Source organism: Rothia sp. 110740021-2 (genome assembly GCF_054263775.1).
Genome location: NZ_JBSZFE010000001.1, coordinates 813,283 through 832,969 on the forward strand (window position 1 = coordinate 813,283; position 19,687 = coordinate 832,969).

Sequence of the window (19,687 nt, forward strand, 5' to 3'; positions counted from 1 at the left end):
GCCCCTCGTGTGGTGTGGGTGCGCCGGGTATGCCTCCTTAGTTTTCTTGTATCGAGCATAAGGAGCATAGTGGCCCTCACGAGCTCATTGTCCCGAGATGTTCAGCAGGAGAGTACGTCCCGTCAGGGTTCTGTGATTCAGGGGCAGAAGTTGGGTAAGCGCCTGGCTTTTCTGTTCCTGTTTGCGGTGCTTTTGGTGGGTGCTGTGGCTGCTTCTTTGCTGTTCGGGTCGAGTAATCTTCCGCCGGATCAGGTTCTGGCTGTTTTCAATGGCACTGCTTCTGAGCAGGCACAGACGATTGTGACGGAGCAGCGTATTCCGCGTACCCTGGTGGGTCTTGCAGCGGGTGCTGCGTTGGCGGTTGCCGGTTCGTTGATGCAGTCGTTGACCCGTAACCCGCTGGCTGAGCCCGGTCTGATGGGTGTGAATGCCGGTGCTGCTGTGGCTGTGATTGCTTCCGTGGTGGTTTTTGGTGTGATGGGCATTTGGCAGTACATGGTTGCTGCGACGGTTGGTGGTGCGTTGGCTGCGGTGCTGGTGTACACGCTGGGTCGTGGCCGTGACGGGTCGATTGTGAAGCTTGCGTTGGCGGGTGTGGCGATTTCTGCGGCGTTGTCGGCGATTGCGCAGGGCCTGATTTTGGCTGATCAGGATGCGTATAACGAGTTCCGTGTGTGGGTTGCCGGTTCGCTGGAGGGCCGCAGTATGGATATTGCGTCGACGGTGGGTCCGGTGATTGTGCTGGGTGTGTTGGTGGCGTTCTTTGTGGCTCCTGCGATTAATGCTCTGAGTATGGGCGAGGAGGCGGCGACCAGCCTCGGCGTGAGTGTGCGTACGACCCAGAATTTGACGTTGCTGGCGGTGACGGTGCTTGCCGGTGCGGCGACTGCTGCGGTGGGTCCGATTGGTTTTGTGGGTTTGGCGGTGCCGTTTGTGGTGCGTGCTTTGCTCGGTAATGATGTGCGCTGGGTGAATTATGGTTCGGCGCTGTTGGGTCCGGTGTGGCTGCTGTGTGCTGACGTGTTGGCGCGTGTGCTGGTGGCTCCGCAGGAGACTCAGGTGGGTATTGTGGCGACTCTTGCCGGTGCCCCGGTGTTCTTGTTCTTGATGACTCGTCGTAAGGTGGAGGCTCTCTAATGTCGAATTCTTCCGCTCTTTTGACGGCGACTGCCACCAGCTCCGCTAATCGTTCTGCGCGTCGTCGTGGCCGCGATTTGGGTGGCCGCCCGGTGTTGACTGTGCGCGGTCCGCTGAGTGCTCAGATGCCGTGGCGTGTGCTGATTTTGAATGTTGCGTTGGTGGTGCTGATTGCGGCACTGGCGTTTTGGGGCATGTTGCAGGGTGATTATAAGCTCGCCCCGGAGAAGGTCATCCCGGCGCTGCTAGGTGAGGGTAAGCAGATTACGGTGACTTTCGCTCAGCAGCGTGCGGCGCGTATTGTGGCGGCGCTTCTGGTGGGCGCGGCGCTTGGTCTGTCGGGTGCGATTTTCCAGGTGATTTCGGGTAACGCCCTGGGATCACCGGATATTATCGGCTTCACGAATGGGGCCGCGACCGGTGCGCTATTGCAGATTATTGTGTTCAATTCTGGCCCCGTTGAGGTTGCCCTGGGCGCTGTGGTTGGTGGCTTAGCGACCTCGGTGCTGGTGTGGTTGTTGACGCGGCACACGGGCCTGTACGGTTTCCGTCTGGTGCTGGTCGGTATTGGTGTGGGTTCGACTCTGGCGGCGTTCAACGCGCTGCTGGTGGTGCGTGCTTCGCTGACTCAGGCGCAGACCGCGGCGTCCTGGCTTGCCGGTTCGCTCAATGACATCACCTGGGAGCGCACCTACGCGCTGCTGGGTCTGCTGCTTGTGGTGACTCCGCTGCTGCTGATGCTGGTCCGCCCGCTGGGCGCGATTCGTTTTGGTGACCAGGTGGCATCCGGTTTGGGTGTGAGCGTGAATGCGTACCGTGTGGCGGCTCTGTTCATCGGTGTGCTTCTGGTTTCGCTGGCGACCGCGACGACCGGTCCGATTGCCTTCGTCGCCCTGGCTGCGCCGCACATTGCGAAGACTCTCTCCCGTAGTGGTGGGGTGGGCTTCACCTCCGCGGCACTCATGGGTGCGTTCATGGTGCTCGGCTCCGACCTGATTGGCCGATTCGCTGTTTCCGGACGCATCATTCAGGTGGGTGTGGTGACCGGCGCGATTGGTGGCCTGTACCTGATTTACCTGATTTACCTCGAAAGGAAGAAGAGCTAGTGAACACTAGTGTGACGACCCGCCTTGAAGGCGAGAACATGGTGGTTGCCTACGGTGAGCATACGGTGCTCAACGGGGTAGATTTTCAGGTGCCGGAGGGGGAGCTGACCGTTATCCTGGGCCCCAACGCCTGTGGTAAGTCGACCACATTGAAGGCTCTTGCCCGCGTGAACCCGCTCAAAGAGGGCGAGGTTCGCCTAGACGGCACCCCGCTGCCGCAGATGAAGTCCCGCGCCATTGCTAAGATCCTGGCGATGTTGCCGCAGACCCCGGAGGCGCCGAGTGGCGTGACCGTGGCGGATGTGGTGGCGCGCGGCCGCTACCCGCACCAGTCGCTACTGCGTTCCTGGTCTGATGAGGACGAGCGAGCCTGCGTGGAGGCGATGCAGGCAGCGAACGTGCTGGAGCTTGCGGAGCGTCCCATTGAGGCGCTCTCGGGCGGTCAGCGTCAACGCGTGTGGATTGCCATGACCCTGGCGCAGCAGACCCCGCTGATTCTTCTCGATGAGCCGACCACCTACCTGGACATCACACACCAGATTGAGGTGCTGAACCTGACGAAGAAATTGCATTCCGAAGGCCGGACTGTAGCCGTGGTGTTGCATGACCTGAACCTTGCTTTCAGGTATGCTACTCATGTTGTTTTAATGAAGCAGGGTCGGATTATCGCTCAGGGTGATCCGCGTGCGATAATTACACCGGAACTTATTCAGGAAGTTTTTGACCTGCAATCGGTTATTATTCCTGATCCGTGCACTGGTACTCCTTTGGTTATTCCGAAGGAGAACCAATCAATTCATATTGCCGCTGATGCTATTTCGGCGGCCCGCGAAAGCGAATAGTTTTCGCCCCTAAGCCGCGTGGGAGTTGGCGCCAATCGTCTCAGTACGGGTGGAAAAGCTCGGCATTGCGCCGAGTAGCGAACGTTAGGATCTGAGGGACCCAGGATCCCCTGCGCGTAGGGCGCCTACCCGGTGCTCGCCCGTCTTTGACGCATGAACGGATCCGAGCACTGGGTAGGTTCCATTTTGGGAACCCGTAGATGAGGCACCGAGACTGCCGTATGAGGCTTTGAAAGTTACGACTTGAGAGGTTTGATGCACGGTCTCGGTGCCTCATCTCTTTTAACTTTTGGGGTGGACAGGCTGGTTTTAGGTGGGGCTGGGCTGGGCAGGGTTGTGGTGGCTTCGTGCTTGGGTTTTAGTAGTGTGTGCTGGCTGTCATGATTGTCATCTTTTGGTTCTTTCGTTTTTCCCTTTGGCTGGAGTTTGGGTAAGGGATACCATAGAGTGAGGTAGTAGAGGCTAACTAACGATAATGTGCCTCCTCACCGATTCTCATCAATTGAGTGTTTCCACAGACCAAGGAGGAACCGTTGGGCGAGCACGAACCCACCGAGACCGTTCCCGCACAGAGCATTTCTGTACAGGGCATTTCTGTACAGGGCACTTCTGAACAGCCTGCTTCTGTACAGGCTACCTCTGCGCAGCCGTGTACCGTTGCGCCGGCTGTGCGCCCGAGTCCTCCCAAAACCCCGCGCCCCGTACCGGCACCGCGCGTGGACAGCCCCCTCATCAGCGCCCTCATCGCCGAGGCAGTCAGCTCCAAAGAGCTGAACGCCCGCATCGTTGAGGTCGTCTCCGAAGGTACCCCCATCATCGAGCCGGTGCACCGTAAAGACGGCAGCATCAGTGAGAACGAGCGCATCGTTACCTTCCTGTACCACAACGAGCAGGCGAAGCAGGTGCTCATGTTCATCAACCGCCTGACCGATGAGAAGAATCTTGACCGTTCCCTCATGACCCGCATCGAGGGCACCGGATGGTGGCAGCTGAGCATGCAGATGGAAACTACCTGGCGTGCCTCCTACAACTTCTTGCCGGTGCTGCCCGGCGAGCGCCCCGCCTGGCTGGGTGATGACGACCAGGTGCGCCTGCGCGCCGCGCTGGACTCCGGTGAGGGCGACCCGCTGAACCCCGAGACCGTGTGCAACCGCATCGGTCGTTGCATGGGTGTGGTGCAGCTTGAGCACGCGCCGGTGCAGGAGTTCATCCTGACTCAGGAAGAGATTGACGCACTGCCCGCCCCCGAGTGGATGCATACCCCTGACGGCCACCAGTACGTGCTCGGTCGCGTGGGCGATCCCGCCCCGGATGCGCCGTTGTTCATCCAGTTCGACGGCGAAATGTGGTTTAGCCAGGGCATGGAGCGTATCCTCAATCGCGCCCATGAGGTGGGCCGTATTCCGGCGATGCACGTGTTCTTCCTTCACTCTGGCGGTCGTGAGAACCGCTGGAAGGAACTGAACGGTGACAACCCGATTGCCGACTACCTGGTGGAGATTGCCTTCCCGCACCTGGAAGCGGTGCACGGTATTAAGACCGCGCCGCAGAACATTGTGATTAACGGTCAGTCGCTGGGTGGCCTGTCCTCCCTGTTGGCGGTGCTGAGCCGCCCGGAGGCCTTTGGCGGTGCGATCGCGCAGTCATCGTCGCTGTGGCAGCCACAGGTCATGGACCGCCTGGACGAGCTGGAGGCGGCGGGAGAGATTGATCGTCTGCGCCACCTGTACCTTGAGATTGAGGTGGGGGAGCAGGAGTGGGTTTTGGTGCCTCCTCACCGTGAGCTGAAGGTGCGCCTGGAAAAGCTTGGTCTGGAGAGAGCGCGCTGCACGACCTTTAACGGCGGTCACGATTATGCGTGCTGGCGCGGTGCGATTGTGCCGACCCTGGAACGCATCATTGATGCTCACCAGCGGAATATTGAGCGTGGCGAGCAGAACTACGAGAAAGATGCACGAAAAGTAGCGTAGAGCTTGTACCGCTGCCGATGATTGGGCGCCCCGGACCCCTCGCCTGCTGAGGTTTGCCCCGCACGCTGGGGGCGCATGGTGGGCATGCGGGGTTCCCGTTAGGGTAAACACCGCCGCGCCCGTATCCTAGAGAAGGACAGCTTAAGAGATGCGTAGTCTCTTGGTAGATGTAGCACTACCGTGCCACGAGGGGTACCGAAGGGTACCCGGTGTAGGCTGCGCACCCGCCCTCATTGACGAGATGGCATCACGCTGCGAACGCACGCAGCACGTGAGCGCTATAGAAACCGCAAACGACACAGAAATCGAGAGAAGATGACCGTAGAACGTAGCCCCCTGGCCCCCACACCGCTCATCCCCGAGTCTTTTGCCGCGAAGTACCGCGAAGCCGGCTACTGGATTGACCAGACCATCCCCGAGTTCCTGTTGGATGCCTGCCGAGCGAAGCCGCACTTTCCTGCGCTGGTGGCGATCTCGCACGCGCAGCTTAATGAGGAGGGCAAGCCCCAGCAGATTCGCCTCTCCTACGGTGAGCTGGAAGCGGCAGGTCGTGCCGCTGCGGTGCGCCTCATTCAGGCTGGCGTGCAGCCCGGTGACCGCGTGCTGCTGCAGCTGGGTAACACCGCCGAGTACCTGGTGTACCTGCTCGGTATTTTCTGGGCGGCTGCTCTGCCGGTGTTCTGCCTGCCGCAGCACCGCACCACTGAGCTCGTGCACTTTGCGACCCGCACCGACGCGGCGGCGCATGTGTTCTCTTCGCTAACCCCGGGTGCAGATTTCTCCGCCCTGCACGAGGATGTTGCCGCCGAGTTGCGCAAGAACTTTCAAGAGCCGCCGGTTGCTATTGACGTTGCGGAGCCGCTGACCCCGCTGACCGAAGAGGAGCTCGCTGAAGAGTTCGTGCCCGGCGTCATTCAGAACACCGAGAACCTGCGTGCGAGCGAGCAGGTGGCGTTCCTGCAGCTTTCCGGCGGTACGACCGGCATTTCGAAGCTGATTCCTCGCACCCACGCTGCCTACCTGTACTCGGTACGCGGTTCGGTCGATATCTGCAAGCTGAACAACAACACGACCATGCTCGTGGTGCTGCCCGCTGCTCATAACTTCACGATGAGCTCGCCCGGTATTCTGGGCGTCATGTGCGCCTCCGGCAAGCTGGTGTTTGCGGCGGATCCGTCCCCGCAGACTGCGTTCCACCTCATTGAGATGGAAGGTGTGACCACCTCCGCGCTGGTGCCGCCGCTGGCTCAGGCGTGGGTCGCCTCCGCGGAGAAGCGCGAAGTGTCCCTGCCCTCCCTGCAGACCCTGCAGGTGGGCGGCTCGAAGCTGGCTCCGGCGGTTGCGGGCAAGATCGAGTCGGTGCTCGGCTGCACCGTTCAGCAGGTGTTCGGCATGGCTGAGGGCCTGGTGAACTACACCCGTTCGACCGACCCGATTGAGATGCGCCTGAGGACTCAGGGCTACCCGATTAGCCCCGACGATGAAATTCTGATTGTTGATGATCAGGACCAGCCGGTTAAGCGCGGCGAGAGCGGCCACCTACTCACCCGCGGCCCGTACACGATTCGCGGCTACTACCTGGAGGAGAACGCGAACCGCTACGGCTTCACCGAGGAAGGCTTCTACCGCACCGGTGATATTGTGCGCCTGGTTGCCGCTAAGTACCTTGAGGTGACCGGCCGCGCGAAGGACCAGATTAACCGCAACGGCGAGAAGATTGCCGTGGATGAAATTGAAGAGCTGGCGCTAACCCACCCCGACGTTTTTGACGCCGTGGTTCTGGGCATCCCGGATGAGACCGTGGGCGAGCGTGTGGGCCTGGTTATTGTGCCGCAGGAAGGCGCCGACCTGGGTGAAAACCCGCGCCGCACGATGCATGAGTTCTTCACTTCGAAGAAGCTCGCTGACTTCAAGATTCCCGAGCGCGTGCAGGTTCTGCAGAAGCTGCCCACCACGAACGTGGGTAAGATTTCTCGCCGCGAACTGCGCGCCAAGCTTGCCGAAATTTTTGGCTAAATCTTAAGCCCGTATTCCTACCCCTATTGAGGAGAAAAATGTCCGCACTTGAGACCCTGCGCCCCATCATGGAGAAGTACATCGTCGAGCCCGACTCTCTGCAGACCGCGTTTGACGAACCGACCACCGACCTGTTTTCTCTGGGCCTGGACTCGATGGGCTCCTTCGCCCTGCTCGACGACCTTGCCGCTGAGGGCGCCGTGATTGAGTTTACCGAGCTGGTGGAGAACCCGACTGTGGAGTTCATCGCTTCCCGCCTGGGCTAAGTTTCATCGTACCCCGAGCGCCTACCTGCCGCGAATGCAGACGGGTGCTCGGGGTGTTTGCTACTCGCCTCGTTTACCCTTGTCAGATTACTTCTGCCAGCGTGAATTGGCGGAGCAGTAGCCTACCTTTTACACACCGCATATCATCCTTGACTCAGACCCCTGATCCAGACCTTGAGAGGCCACCATGGGCGTAGCTGATACTACCGCAGCCGCTAGCTTCGGGACTGCTTCCTACCTTTGCACCGCCGCGAACCCCTCCGCACAGCATAGTGCTGACAGTCCCTGGCTGCCGCTGACCACTAACGCGCGCGGCATCTATTTTGCCGCCGCGATTGACCCGACGAATCCCTGCTACAACACCGCGGAGGTTCTGCAATGCCCCGCAGACACCGACCTCGCTCTGCTGCGTGAGGCTTTTGAGCAGCTCTACCGCGAGAACGAGGGCTTCCGCGTGCGCACCCGCATTGCCGATGGTGCCGCCTCCCAGCAGATTCTGTCGCTTGAGGCATTCCTCGCGGGCATTGACCTGCTCGTGGATGAGGGGGATTTGAACGACACCGCGGAGGCGGGGGAGGAGAACATCTCTGACCTGCCTAACTCTGACTTGCCTGCGCCGGTGCGCACCTGGGCACAGCGTCTGCTCGCCCAGCCCCTTACCACCGATGAGGGCGTGACCGTACGCAGCGCTGCAGTGCGTTACTACGGGTTCCTCTGGGTGTACCATTCTTTCTCCCATGTGGTTGCTGATGGGTTCGCGGCGTTCAACGGTCTCTCCCGCGTGGCGGCGATATACCGTGCCCTGTCCGCAGGCCAGCCGGTTCCTGCAACCCGCCGCATGAGCCTGCAACAGCTACTCGATGCCGACGATGCTGCCTCAACCTCCCGTGACGAAGACGTCGCCTTCTGGGAGGCGAGCGGCGCCCTGGAGCAGGAAGATACCTCCCTGGCGGGTCGTACCGCCTCCCCGTCGGCGCGGTCTGTGCGCCTGGCGTTCAGCATTGACGTGCCCACCCAGCAGGCTCTGCTGGATGCGGCAAAGCAGCACGCCGTCTCCTGGCCGGTGTTGGCGACCGCTGCCGTGGGCTCGTACCTGGCGCGTGTGGGCGGCTACTCGCAGGCTTCGTTCGGTGTGCCGCAGATGAACCGCATGTTCGCCCGCACCCTGCCGGAGGCGACCCGCGCCCTGGGTGCGGCGAGCGCGCAGACCGGCTGTACCGCGGTGAACGTTCTGCCGGTGCAGGTTGCGGCGACCGGTCCCATCGCGGAGTCCCTGCACTCGGTGAAGGAGCAGTACGCCCGCAATGCTGAGCATCCGCTGACTCGTCAGGAAGATTTGGAACGTACCGCGCGTAATGCCCAGTCCAGGCTGTTTGGTGCGCAGATTAACGTGGTGCCCTTTGATGCAGTGTTGCCGCTGGCGGTACCCTCCAAGGATGAGTCCGGAGCCCCGGTACCGACCGCGCACATTCACAATATTGCTGCCGGTCCCGTTGCTGATGCGACCTTCACCCTGCGCGGTATGCCCGGCCGCGGCAACAGTATCTCCTGCGAGATTGACATGAACCCGGCGCTCTACACCGCCAAGGAGCTGGAACGCCACGCCGCCCGCTTGAGTGAGTGGCTGCCCGCCTACGCCGCGGAGGCGCAGCGAGAGGGTGCTTCCCTGAACAACCTGGGTTTGGCGACCGAGGCGGAGCTTGCGACCCTGCGCGAGCTGACCGCCCCGACGCTGACCGAGCACCCGATGGAGTACAAGACCCTGCTGGGTCGCTTCTGTGACGCGGTGGCGGCGCATCCGCAGGCGCTCGTGGTGCTGGATTCTGCCCCCGCGCCCGGTGAGGTGCTCACCCCCGAGGCGGAGCGCGCCTACGCTTTTGACCGCGCCCTCACATACGCGGAACTGGACGAGCGCGCCCGTGCGCTTGCCTCGCAGCTGCTGGACTGGGGTGTTCGCCCTTCCGATGCGGTGGGTCTGCGTGTGCACCGCGGTGTGGAGCAGTACGTGGCGCTGTACGCCCTGCTGTACGCTGGTGCCACCTATGTTCCGGTGCTTCCGGATCTACCTGCCGAGCGTGTGGGCGTGATGATGGAGGACGCCGAATGTTCCCTGCTGTTGCACGGCCCCGGTCTGCATCCGCTGAGCGCGCAGGAGCTGAACCCGCAGGAACCGCAGCGTCACGCGAACCTGCCCCAGCACGTGCTGTCTGAACAAACCCTGCCGTTGCTGAGCACTAACGATCCCGCCCTGGCCCCCTCCTCAGCACCCGCCGCTGAGGAGCTTCCGGGCATGAAAACCGGCCTGGACGAGGATGCTTACGTGCTCTTCACTTCCGGCTCCACGGGTAGGCCTAAGGGCGTTGCCATCAGCCACCGCGCGATTGATAACCGCCTGCGCTGGCAGCAGCACCAGATTCCGGTAGGGGAGGGTGACCGCATTCTGCACAAGACCCCCATCTCCTTTGACGTGCACGTGTGGGAGCTGTACTGGCCGCTTGCCGAGGGCGCCGCCGTGGTCATTGCCGCCCCGGATGGGCACCGCGACCCCGCCTACCTGGCGCGCGTGATTGCCGAGCAGTCCGTCACGGCGGTGCACTTTGTGCCGACTATGCTTTCGGCGCTGATTTCTTCGCCGGCGGCGCGCCGCATCCTGGCTGATGCCGGCTTCGGTCAGAATTCCACCCAGCCCCTGCGCTACGTGGTCTGCTCGGGCGAGGCACTGCAGAAGGACCAGGTGCAGGCTGCGGGCGAGGTTCTGGGCGTGTACCCCCTGAACCTGTACGGCCCCACCGAAGCGGCAGTGGACGTGACCTTCTGGGAGACCTCCACCGACCCGCAGCGTGAGAGCGTGCCCATTGGCGAGCCGGTCTGGAACACCGGCACCCTGATTCTTGACCCGACCGGCCACCCCGTGCCGGTGGGTGTGACGGGTGAACTGCACCTGTCGGGCGTGCAACTGGCGCGCGGCTACAAGAACAACCCGCAGGCGACCGCGGCGGCTTTCGTGGAGCAGGCTCCTGCCGGTGCGCTCGCGCTGCTGAACGGTGAGAGCCAGCGCCTGTACCGTACGGGCGATTTGGCGTGCTGGGAGATTCTTCCTGATGGTCGTGCCGTCATCGGCTACCGCGGCCGCACGGACTACCAGATTAAGGTGCGCGGTCAGCGCCTGGAGCTGGGCGATATTGAGATGGCTCTTTCCGCGGTTGAGGGCGTGAGCGCTTCGGTGGCTCTGCTGTACCGCGGCCTGCGTGAGCCTGCCCTGGCGGCGGTGCTGGAGGTCGGCGACGTGTCCGCTGAGCGTGCCGAGCAGCTGGTGGAGGCGGCGCGCGAGCATTGTGCGCAGGTTCTGCCGGACTACATGGTTCCGACCCTGTGGCATACCCTGCCTGCTCTGCCGGTGAGCCCCTCCGGTAAGGCGGATCGCAAGCTGTTGGCGTCCCTGGACCTGACCCCGCAGACTTCTGATGCTGAGGGCCCGCACGGCCTGCTGGAGCAGCAGCTGTGCTCGATTATTGCCGGTGTGCTGGGTCGTGAGCGTTTCGGCGTGGATGAGGATTTCTTCGCCTCGGGTGGTCATTCGCTGGCGGCTCTTGAGGTGATTGCCGCGGTTGAGGAGCAACTGGGTCTGAGCGTGAGCATTGGTGCGCTGTTTGCGCATCCGACCGTGCAGGCTTTGGCGGCGTCCATTGCGGGCGAGCGTGGCGAGGGTGCGGAGTTCGCGCCGATTCTGCCCCTACGTGAGCATATTTTGACTCAGCGCGAGCACATTGTGACTCAGCGTGAGCATCCTGCCGCGCATGATGCTACTGAGCCAGCTCATCAGCCGCTGTTTATCCTGCCGCCTGCGGGTGGTTTGGGCTGGTGCTATGCGGGGTACCTCTCGCATCTTCCGGTTCAGCAGGGTGTGTATGCTTTGCAGGCTGAGGCGTTCTCTGACCCGAATGCCGGCTTTGCGTCGAGCCTGCAGGAGCTGGCTGAGGGCTACCTGAAGCTGATTGAGAAGACCCTGGCGGAGCGTTCGTTGCCGCGTCGTTTTGCGTTGATGGGCTGGTCTGTGGGCGGTACTGCCGCGGTGCAGGTGGCGGCTCTGGCGCAGGCTGCGGGTGCGCAGGTTGAGCGTGTGGTTCTGTTGGATGCGTATCCTTCGGAGCAGTGGCAGGGTGTGCCTGCGCCGGATGAGCAGGAGAGCTTCCGTGCGCTGCTGCGTATGGGCGGTTTGCCGGAGCCAGCCGCTGATGAGCGGCTTGATTTGCCGGGTACGTTGGAGCGTCTGCAGAGGGCGGGTTCGGCGATGGGTTATTTGCCGGAGGAGAAGTTGGGCGTGTGCCTGGGGAGTATGCGTGCTTCGGCGGCGTTGATGCGTGGTGCTGAGCAGGCGTTCTTTGACGGTGATGTGTTGCTGGTGGGTGTGCCGCATGAGGATCAGCCGTATTTGGATGCGGCGGGTTGGGCGGCGCATGCGTCGTCGTTCCGTTCGGTGCTGCTGGAGGGTACGCACCCTGATCTGGTGAATCCGGCGCGTCTGGCGGAGGTGACCGGCCACTTCGCCGGCTAAACTCGCCAACGCCCACAAGTAACTGAATTAGCCCGGAGGTAATAGTCGTTACCTCCGGGCTACATCGGTTAAAACATGCGGTTGAGTTAAAACACGAATGCCCCGGCTGATGATTCATCAACCGGGGCATCGCTTTAGTATCGTAAAGAGTATCTTTTAGGTGATTTTAGTCATATAAAATATTCGTGCAAAAAATTATTAGTATGCAAATGGTATAAAATACCAAATTTTATAGCCTTTATTGCACGCATACTCTAAATTTTGTGACACATACCTCACTCATTGCTTGAAAAGACTCCTTGATGAGTGCTAGATTGTAGCCACCTCTTAAATATGATTCCGATTACATGGATTGGGATTGTATCTAAGAGAACGACTCGGTATACACCAGGTCTTGACGACTCGGCATACACCAGGTCTTGAAACATATCTCACTCATGCAGAAGGATATCCTTCTCAAAACACTAGGAGTTTACGATGAAGCTCTACAAGGCTCTTGCAACCGCGATGGTTGCAACGGCAGCTACCATGGCAGCGATGCCCGCCGGTAACGCCGCAGTCTTTTACGACTGGCGTAACTATAACGAGGCAGGCGGTATTCACGATACCCACGGTGAACGGTACGTGCCTCACCTGCGTGACATGAATGACCGCGTATCTTCCATCCGAAGCCATAGCGAACGTTACGTCGCTTTTCAGGATGAGGACTATCAGGGATTCTCATTCGATATCAATTATCGCGACTTCAACAGCCTCGAAGGTTTCTATGAAGGTCGAAATTGGTGGAACGGAGACTGGAACGATAAGATTACTTCCCTTCGCCGAAATGACTAATTTCCCCACATAAATGGTTGGGCGGCATAATATGACATAAGTATTATGCCGCCCAATCGCAAAAAATAATCCCCTTGTTGTTCTTGAAAGGAAAAATCATGAACCTCAAGAAATTCTTTCAGCCCGCAATGGCCATAACATTTGCATTCACGCTAGCCTGCACATCCTGTTCTACAGGCCCGCAACTAGAACGTGATGAAACGGCCCAAGCAACTCTAGACTATAAAAACAACCGAATCATTACTCCGCTCGAAGAATACAATGACCTTTTCGATGAAAATTCCCAGTATTACGGTCGAGCCTTGGAAATTCTTAGGCAGCGCTGTTTCGCAAAGCACGGCCAGTCCTATGAAATATATATCCCGGATGTAGAAGATAGGGAATTCGTTTCGTCCGGTCGCGAGTTTGGTCGCTGGAACCCCGAATACGCCGCCAAATATGGAAGCTACAAGCGATCCGGGAATGCACCATCATCGGGGGGCTATGACACAAAAATTATGGAACAGTGCATGCCTGAAATCTTAGCTACGTTGAAAGAGATTGCGGGCATCAGCCTCGAAGAGCAAAGTGGCCTCACAGAAGCCTATCGTCGAATCCGCGGTGAATCCTATGCGGCAGCCATGAATCATCCTGAATGGAAAAAATACCGTGAAGCATGGTGGAAATGCCTATCGGATAAAGGTCTAACGCCACGAAAGGGCGACCAAGAATGGGGTACAAAAGAACTATCAAATGTAACCCGCAGTGACGGTGCTAGTAATTCCCCAGCATCAGAAGAAGAAATTCGACTCAGTGTCATTGAAACACAATGCAGTAAAGATACAGGAATGGCTCAAGGTCTTGCTAATCTTGTAGCTTCGTATCAAAAACCGCTTATTCGAGATAATGAAACAAAACTAGAAGAACAGCGACGGCAGCTATCAGAAGTTTATCTCCGATATAAAGAGTGGGTTCTCAAAAACCAATAAATAGAATGCCCCCGGTTGATGATTCATCAACCGGGGGCATCGTTTAGCGTCTAACGCAGAACCGGGGTTCTGTCGCTAAATGCTTAGTGCTGCTCCAGCTCGGAGTTAGCGTTCACGTTGAGCAGGTCGTACTTAGCGAATGCCTTCGCGGGAACGTCTGCTGCAACCTCGCCGCGCTTTGCCAGCATCTGCAGGGTGCGGACAACGACCGACTCTGCATCGATGTGGAAGAAGCGACGTGCACCCGGGCGAGTGTCTGCGAAGCCGAAGCCGTCAGCACCCAGGGTTGCGAAGTCGTTCGGAACGAACTGGCGGATCTGGTCGGGAACATCCGAGGAGAAGTCGGTGGTCGCGACGATCGGGCCAGCAGCGCCTGCCAGCTTCTGGGTCACGTAAGGAACGCGAGCGGGCTGGTTCGGGTTCAGTAGAGCCTCTTCCTCAGCGGCAAGGCCGTCGCGGCGCAGCTCGGTCCACGAGGTGACGGACCAGACGTCTGCGGAGACGCCCCAGTCCTCAGCCAGCAGCTTCTGAGCCTTCTCGATCCACGGAACAGCAACGCCGGATGCCAGCAACTGTGCCTTGGGGCCGGAGGTCAGCGGGGACTCGCTGATCTTGTGGATACCCTTGATGATGCCCTCAACGTCAACGTTTGCCGGCTCAGCAGGCTGGTGAATCGGCTCGTTGTACACGGTCAGGTAGTACATGACGTTGTGGTCTTCGTCCTTGGTGCCGTACATCTGCTCGATACCGCGCTCCATGATGTGCGCAATCTCGTAGCCGTATGCCGGGTCGTAGATCTTGAACGCCGGGTTGGTGGACGCCAGGACCGGGGAGTGACCGTCAGCGTGCTGCAGGCCCTCACCGGACAGGGTGGTACGACCTGCGGTTGCACCGATGACGAAGCCGCGGCAGAGCTGGTCGCCTGCTGCCCAGAAGGAGTCGCCGGTGCGCTGGAAACCGAACATCGAGTAGAAGATGTAGATCGGAATCATCGGCTCGCCGTGGGTGTCGTAGGAGGTACCGATAGCGGTGAACGCTGCGGATGCGCCTGCCTCGTTAATACCCACGTGAACGATCTGGCCCTCGGGGGACTCGGTGTAGGTCAGCATGAGCTGGTGGTCAACGGGCACGTAGTTCTGGCCGTTGGGGTTGTACAGCTTAGCGGACGGGAAGAAGGAGTCCATACCGAAGGTACGTGCCTCATCGGGGGTGATGGGAACGATACGGTGACCGAAGCCCTTCACACGCATGAGGTCCTTCATCAGGCGGACGAACGCCATGGTGGTAGCAGCGGTCTGCTTGCCGGAGCCCTTCTTGGTCTGTGCGTAGACCTTGGACTCGGGCAGAGTAATCTCGGGCTGTGCGTTTGCACGGCCGGGGATGTAACCGCCGAGCTCCTTACGGCGTGCCTGCATGTACTGCAGTGCCGGGTGGCTTGCCTCGGGCAGGTAGTACGGCGGGTTGTACAGATCCTTCTCCAGCTCCTCGTCGGAGATGGGGATGTTCAGGTGGTCACGGAAGCCCTTCAGTGCTTCCATGGTGAACTTCTTAATCTGGTGGGTGGAGTTACGTGCCTCGAAGAACGGGCCGAGCTCCGCACCCTTAATGGACTGTGCCAGGATGACGGTGGGCTTGCCCTTGGTCTCCATAGCTTCCTTGTAGGCTGCGTAGATCTTCTTGTCGTCGTGGCCACCCAGGCGCAGGTTGAAGATCTGCTCGTCGGTCAGGTCTGCAACCAGTTCCTTGGTCTCGGGGTACTTGCCGAAGAAGTGCTCGCGGATGTAGCCGCCGTCTTCGCCGCGGAAGGTCTGGTAGTCACCGTCGAGGGTTTCGTTCATCAGCTGGATGAGCTTGCCGCTCTTGTCCTTCTTGAGCAGCTCGTCGTAGTCAGAGCCCCACAGGACCTTGATAACGTGCCAGCCTGCGCCGCGGAAGAATGCCTCAAGCTCCTGAACGATCTTGCCGTTACCGCGAACGGGGCCGTCCAGACGCTGCAGGTTGCAGTTGACGACGAAGGTCAGGTTGTCCAGGTGCTCGTTTGCAGCCAGCTGCAGTGCACCACGCGACTCGGGCTCGTCCATTTCGCCATCGCCCAGGAATGCCCAGACGTGCTGCTCGGAGGTGTCCTTGATCTTGTGGTTGTGCAGGTACTTGTTGAAGGATGCCTGGTGGATTGCGTTCAGCGGGCCCAGACCCATAGACACAGTCGGGAACTGCCAGAACTCGGGCATGCAACGGGGGTGCGGGTACGAAGGAATACCGTTTGCGCCCTTGGTCTTCTCCTGGCGGAAGCCGTCCATCTGCTCTTCGCTCAGGACGCCTTCAACGAATGCGCGGGAGTAGACACCGGGGGAGGAGTGACCCTGGAAGAAGACCTGGTCACCGCCACCGGGGTGGTTACGGCCGCGGAAGAAGTGGTTCTGGCCCATTTCGTAGAGGTCAGCAACACCTGCGAAGGTGGAGATGTGGCCACCAACGCCGATGCCCTTCTTCTGGGCACGCTGAACCATAATTGCTGCGTTCCAACGAATCCATGCGCGGTACTGGCGCTCGAGTTCCTCATCACCGGGGTACTCGGGCTGCTGGTCTGCGGGGATGGTGTTGATGTAGTCGGTCTTGACCAGAGTCGGAACCTTTACGCCCTTCTCACCAGCTTCCTTGAGCAGTGCGCGAAGGATGTACTCTGCACGCTCGGTGCCGTGAGTCTTGATAAGGTCCTCGAGGGACTCGGCCCATTCCTGGGTCTCTTCTACGTCGATGTCCTTGAGGCCATCAAGAAGGGTGCTCAGGGAGTGCTCGTTCGGTACGTTAGCCAAACTAATCCAACCTCTCTTCTGTGCGGTTGTGAGATTGCCCGCCCCGCCTTGTTGCGATGTCGAACAATCTTTATGTTTAAGCGATGTAGATCAAAGAGACCTGCTTCGCTTCTTATCTCTACTATCTTAGACCTAAAGGTGCTCCTCTTGGTCTCAAATGAAGGTTTTTGTGATGTGGGTTTCGCATTGTGACAATCTGGGTGGAAAATACGCGCATCAAAAGTACTGGTTAAGGTATTTTTGCACCTAAATAGCGCGGAATGATGGGCTTGGCGGAATGGCGCGGAATGAAGGGGTATGGCCTGCCTAAAAGGTAGTGGCCCAACATGGCTTGCCATGGCTTACTGTGGCTTAGTGTTGGGTGTTGTGGGAAAATGAAAAAAATACTGAGATATAGAACACGTATTCAGGATTTGCATGTTGCTCCAGAAGTCCGTATAGTCTTTTCTTGTGTTCGCCACTGGAACGGAAACGAAACAGTGAGAACTATGGGTCTTTAGCTCAGCTGGTAGAGCGCCACGTTTACACCGTGGATGTCATCGGTTCGATCCCGGTAGGACCCACCGCTAACCCCGGTACCGCAAGGTACCGGGGTTTTTGTTTACCCTCGTACAGGCCCCCAGAATGTTTCGCTCAGAGGTTAAAAACACTTCACTCAAGGGTTCAGAAGAAAATCCGGTCGGAAGCGCCAGCCCCCCGGGGTATAAAACTGCACTTCACCTATATATAGTCTGCCCTAAGCGCGTATCCTTATATACATGACTGAAAACAAGAAGGCACAGATTGGTGTCACCGGCCTTGCTGTCATGGGCGCAAACCTCGCCCGCAACCTGGCACGTAACGGCTACACCGTGGCATTGCACAACCGTTCCGTAGAGAAGACCGACGCACTGCTGGCTGAGCACGGCGCAGACGGCGACTTCATCCGTACCGAGTCCCTGCAGGAACTTGTTGACTCCCTCGAGTCTCCCCGCCGCATCCTGATTATGGTCAAGGCGGGCGCACCCGTCGATGCAGTGATCGAACAGCTCACCCCCATGCTCGATGAAGGCGACATTATTATCGACGGCGGTAACTCCCACTTCCCCGACACCATCCGTCGCGAGCGCGCCCTGGCTGAAAAGGGTCTGCACTTCGTAGGCGTTGGCGTCTCCGGTGGCGAAGAGGGCGCTCTCTGGGGCCCCTCCATGATGCCCGGCGGCTCCGCAGAGTCCTACAAGCACCTGGGCCCGCTGCTCGAAAAGATCGCAGCGAAGGCACCTCAGGACGGCGCACCCTGCTGCGCATGGATCTCCACCGACGGTGCGGGCCACTTCGTGAAGATGGTCCACAACGGCATCGAGTACGCTGACATGCAGGTCATCGGCGAAGCTTACGACATTCTGCGCTCCATCGCAGGCATTGAGCCGGCACAGCAGGCAGAAATCTTCAAGACCTGGAACGAAGGCGACCTGAGCTCCTACCTGATTGAAATCACCGCAGAGGTGCTCGCACAGGTAGACGCAAAGACTGGCAAGCCCCTGGTCGACGTTATTGTTGACGCAGCGGGCCAGAAGGGTACCGGTCTGTGGACCGCTAAGGCTGGCCTGGACCTCGGTTCCCCCGTCTCAGCTATCGCAGAGTCCGTGTTCGCACGCGCCCTCTCCTCCTCCGAGCGTGAGCAGCGCGAGCAGGCACAGCGCGAACTGCCTGCGGGCCTGATCGCAACCACCGGCATCGGTGCAGGCGACCCCGAGTTCGTTGAGGATGTGCGCCGCGCACTCTTCGCCTCCAAGCTCGTCGCGTACGCACAGGGCATGGACCTGCTCACCCGTGCAGGTAAGGAATACGGCTGGGACCTGAAGCTGGACACCATTGCATCGCTGTGGCGTGCAGGCTGCATCATTCGCGCCGAGCTGCTGGGCGACATCATGGCTGCTTACGCTGATGAGGCTCCCGCGAACATGCTGCTCGCACCGGCGTTCAAGAACCTCATGGAGGAGCTCGTTCCTTCCTGGCGTCGCGTGGTGGCTAAGGCAACCGCACTGGGCATCCCCGTGCCGGTGTTCGCATCCGCACTGTCTTACTACGACGGCCTGCGCCGCGACCGCCTGCCCGCATCCCTGATTCAGGGTCAGCGTGACTTCTTCGGTGCGCACACCTACGGTCGTATTGATGAAGAGGGCGCCTTCCACACTATGTGGAGCGGTGACCGCTCCGAGGTGAACGCAGCGGACATTCACGTTCACTAAGCTCCCGTAGCTGAATACGTCAAAGCCCGCCTTCGGCTGGATGAGAATCCAACCAAAGGCGGGCTTTTATGTCTTGATATAGGACGCCACCGAGATGGGTCAGGGCGAGATGGGTCAGGGTATCTTTAGGGTATAGCGGGGGAAGACCTGTAAGAACCTAGCTAGGAGCCTCTAGGTGCGCCTCTATCGCCTCAAAACGCTAACAAGCGCTAAATCCACATGGCGGGGTCAATATACTCCACAGCATCCACCAGGGGCTTCTTCTTCTCCGGGGTACGCGGGCGGTGCTTCGCCGGAATACCGGTAATAATCGAATCGGTGGGGTGATCGTTGACCACCACGGCGTTCGCACCAATAGCGCTATCGGCACCAATAACCACCGGACCCAGCACCTTAGCGCCGGCACCAATGGTCACGCGGTCACCAATGGTGGGGTGACGCTTCACCTTCTCCAGGGAACGACCGCCCAGAGTCACGCCGTGGTACAGCATCACGTCGTCACCGACCTCAGCGGTTTCACCAATGACAATGCCCATGCCGTGATCGATGAAGAAACGGCGGCCAATGGTCGCGCCGGGGTGAATCTCCACACCGGTCAAAAAACGAGCAAACTGCGAGAGAGTACGAGCCAGAGCCTTCGTCTCATCCTTCTGCCAGAGTTTGTGGGTCAGACGGTGAACCCAAATGGCGTGCATGCCCGAATAGTTCAGCGCAATCTCGACAGCGCCGCGCGCAGCAGGGTCGTGCTGGCGGACGTTCTCAATATCTTCACGCAGACGCGCAATAAAACTCATGGGTTCCCTTTCCCTCATCGGTCGTGCTCTGTGTATGCGACCTTTCCAAAGGTACCAACAACGGGACCCTTTCGGCTATTTCCGCCGCAACCCTCAACGGGGATACGGCAAAGAATACGGGGCGACGGTTCACTGCGGGAGTAAAACCCTCT

General features: G+C 59.5%; 12 protein-coding genes and 1 tRNA gene. 11 read left to right on the forward strand and 2 right to left on the reverse strand.

Annotated elements, in window-relative coordinates:
• Positions 1-87: 87 nt before the first annotated feature.
• The 9 genes from ACUXHH_RS03475 to ACUXHH_RS03515 all read left to right on the forward strand — a co-directional run bounded on the left by ACUXHH_RS03475 (position 88) and on the right by ACUXHH_RS03515 (position 13,694).
• On the forward strand, positions 88-1,137 hold the full coding sequence (locus tag ACUXHH_RS03475; protein ID WP_458390826.1) for a FecCD family ABC transporter permease: 1,050 nt from the start codon (positions 88-90) through the stop codon (positions 1,135-1,137).
• Entirely contained in the window at positions 1,137-2,243 is a 1,107-nt protein-coding gene (locus tag ACUXHH_RS03480; RefSeq protein ID WP_458390827.1) for a FecCD family ABC transporter permease, read from the forward strand. Before ACUXHH_RS03475 ends, ACUXHH_RS03480 begins: the two co-directional genes overlap by 1 nt.
• Complete coding sequence (locus ACUXHH_RS03485; protein WP_279754182.1) at positions 2,243-3,085, forward strand: ABC transporter ATP-binding protein; 843 nt, start codon at positions 2,243-2,245, stop codon at positions 3,083-3,085. The genes ACUXHH_RS03480 and ACUXHH_RS03485 overlap by 1 nt, the downstream gene beginning before the upstream one ends.
• Before the next feature lie 533 nt (positions 3,086-3,618).
• A complete protein-coding gene (locus tag ACUXHH_RS03490; protein ID WP_458390828.1) occupies positions 3,619-5,055 on the forward strand; it encodes an enterochelin esterase domain-containing protein in 1,437 nt (478 codons plus the stop codon).
• 315 nt (positions 5,056-5,370) lie between these two features.
• On the forward strand, positions 5,371-7,071 hold the full coding sequence (locus tag ACUXHH_RS03495; RefSeq protein WP_458390829.1) for a (2,3-dihydroxybenzoyl)adenylate synthase: 1,701 nt from the start codon (positions 5,371-5,373) through the stop codon (positions 7,069-7,071).
• A 38-nt stretch (positions 7,072-7,109) separates the two neighbouring features.
• Complete coding sequence (locus ACUXHH_RS03500; RefSeq protein ID WP_219101141.1) at positions 7,110-7,337, forward strand: phosphopantetheine-binding protein; 228 nt, start codon at positions 7,110-7,112, stop codon at positions 7,335-7,337.
• Positions 7,338-7,524: 187 nt separating this feature from the next.
• A complete protein-coding gene (locus tag ACUXHH_RS03505; protein ID WP_458390830.1) occupies positions 7,525-11,892 on the forward strand; it encodes an amino acid adenylation domain-containing protein in 4,368 nt (1,455 codons plus the stop codon).
• 477 nt (positions 11,893-12,369) lie between these two features.
• Positions 12,370-12,726, forward strand: coding sequence for a hypothetical protein (locus tag ACUXHH_RS03510; RefSeq protein WP_458390831.1), 357 nt, complete (start codon positions 12,370-12,372; stop codon positions 12,724-12,726).
• Positions 12,727-12,824: 98 nt separating this feature from the next.
• Positions 12,825-13,694 (forward strand): hypothetical protein, encoded by an 870-nt coding sequence (locus tag ACUXHH_RS03515; RefSeq protein WP_458390832.1) that lies wholly within the window; start codon positions 12,825-12,827, stop codon positions 13,692-13,694.
• Positions 13,695-13,777: 83 nt separating this feature from the next.
• Here ACUXHH_RS03515 and aceE read toward each other — a convergent pair whose 3' ends face one another.
• Complete coding sequence (aceE, locus tag ACUXHH_RS03520; protein WP_458390833.1) at positions 13,778-16,510, reverse strand: pyruvate dehydrogenase (acetyl-transferring), homodimeric type; 2,733 nt, start codon at positions 16,508-16,510, stop codon at positions 13,778-13,780.
• 490 nt (positions 16,511-17,000) lie between these two features.
• Between aceE and ACUXHH_RS03525 the strand changes: the two genes are divergently transcribed.
• A tRNA-Val gene (locus ACUXHH_RS03525) sits at positions 17,001-17,073 on the forward strand.
• 195 nt (positions 17,074-17,268) lie between these two features.
• Positions 17,269-18,741: an NADP-dependent phosphogluconate dehydrogenase gene (gndA, locus tag ACUXHH_RS03530; RefSeq protein WP_458390834.1), complete on the forward strand. Its 1,473-nt coding sequence runs from the start codon at positions 17,269-17,271 to the stop codon at positions 18,739-18,741.
• A 209-nt stretch (positions 18,742-18,950) separates the two neighbouring features.
• Here gndA and epsC read toward each other — a convergent pair whose 3' ends face one another.
• Positions 18,951-19,535, reverse strand: a complete 585-nt coding sequence (gene epsC / locus ACUXHH_RS03535; protein WP_458390835.1) for a serine O-acetyltransferase EpsC — start codon at positions 19,533-19,535, stop codon at positions 18,951-18,953.
• Between the last annotated feature and the right edge of the window lie 152 nt (positions 19,536-19,687).